Genomic DNA, 1,865 nt, shown 5'->3' with positions numbered 1-1,865 from the left:
TAGGAGAAGTAGTGGTAAAGGCAGACTTGCCTAAAACACGTGTAAAAGGCAATGCTATGGTGACGACTGTGACAGGAAGTGTGCTTGAAAAAGCAGGAACGGGAAATGACCTGCTCGACAAGATACCTGGCTTATCGGCAAATAATGGCTCGGTTAACGTATTCGGAAGCGGAAAGGCTGAAATCTATATCAACGGAAGAAAAATGAGAAACAGCTCTGAGCTTGACCAACTGTCGTCCGAAAATATTAAAAGCGTAGAGGTCCTCCGCAATCCTGGTGCCAGATATGATGCTTCAGTGAAGGCTGTAGTGCGTATAATAACCAAAAAGCCACAGGGAGAAGGATTCGGTTTCAACAACCGTACATATTTGGGATACCAATATGACCTTGCTTTGCTCGACCAGTTCAACTTCAATTACCGCAAGGGAGGATTCGACCTCGGAGGAATGCTATTAGGAAGCGACTACAAGTTCGAAAACAACAAGATTATTACACAGAAAACATACCTGGATAAAGTCTGGACACAAAATTCAGATATGAAAAATCCGACTCATAGCCAGTACCTTTCTGCCATGCTTTCCTTGAATTACCAGTTCAATGAAAATCATGTGATGGGGGTAAGGTATGATTTTAGCAGAAGTCCTAAAATTGAGATGCGAGCGTATATGAACTCTTCCATTCATGTGGATAATCTACTTGAAGAAGAAAGCAAAAGTAAACTACATTCATTAACCACAAACAACAGTCATACTGTGAATGCCTACTATAATGGAAGTTTCAATGACTGGAAAGTGGATTTTAATGTGGATGGAATGTGGATAGATAACAATAATCCAACTGTTTCAGAAGAAAATGTCAAGAAACCGGACAATACTGAAGACAATCGCATTATCCATACATTAGGGAATAGTAGTAATGAACTTTACGCCGCCAAACTGATAATGGATCATCCATTATGGGGTGGTAGTTTCTCCATCGGTAGTGAATACACCTACAGCAACCGTATAGACAGATACGCAAACGATGAGAATATTATCCCTGACAACGAGAATAGAATCAGGGAAAATGCCATATCTGCATTTGCCATGTACGCACGCAGTTTCGGCCAGTTGCAAGCTCAGGCTGGTGTGAGATACGAGCATCTGGGTTCCGACTACTATGAGTTCGGCAAAAGAATGGATGAGCAAAGCCGTACATACGACAATGTATTTCCTTCAATATCCGTATCATATCCTATTGGTAAAGTCCAGATGATGCTGAGTTATTCAGGCAATATAGAACGACCAAGCTACAACAAACTGTCAAGTTCTATAATATACGCCAACAAATATACATACGAGAGTGGAAATCCGTTTCTGCGTTCTTCCATACTAAATACGTTGTCGTTCAACACTTCATGGAAATGGCTCTATTTCAGTATGAATTACAGCCATATCAAGGATATGCAGACACAGATAAGCCAGTCATATTCGGATGAAGGTCCTTCCATCTCTCTGTTCACTCATACCAATGTCCCTAAAATGGACAAGCTGAATGCCACTTTATCTGCATCGCCTACGATAGGTATATGGTCACCGCAGTTCACAGCCATGTACAGCCAGCAATGGCTTGTGATGGACACACCGGACGGTCCAAAAAATCTTAATAATCCTATCGGATATTTCCAATGGAACAATACATTCAGCTTTCGCAAAGATTTCCAGTTCAGTATAGATCTGGAGACTTCAACACGAGGTGAAGACATCACCTACCGTACAATCAAGCCGGGAAGTTCGGTAAACCTTTCATTATATAAAGGATTCTTGGATGGTAAACTGGCCGTGCAACTGCAAGCTAACGACATTTTCAATACTTCATCTTCGGAC

1 protein-coding gene is annotated in these 1,865 nt (G+C 41.4%); it reads left to right on the top strand.

Annotated elements, in window-relative coordinates; translation table 11 throughout:
• A partial coding sequence (locus tag H6A27_RS14250; RefSeq protein ID WP_204509166.1) for a TonB-dependent receptor domain-containing protein occupies positions 1 to 1,865 on the top strand: 1,865 nt, incomplete at both ends.

Origin of the sequence: Bacteroides caecigallinarum, from assembly GCF_016902295.1 — a bacterium.
GTDB lineage: Bacteria > Bacteroidota > Bacteroidia > Bacteroidales > Bacteroidaceae > Phocaeicola > Phocaeicola caecigallinarum_A.
The sequence above is the reverse complement of the archived record's forward strand: the minus strand, read 5'-3'. Positions and strand labels throughout refer to the sequence as shown.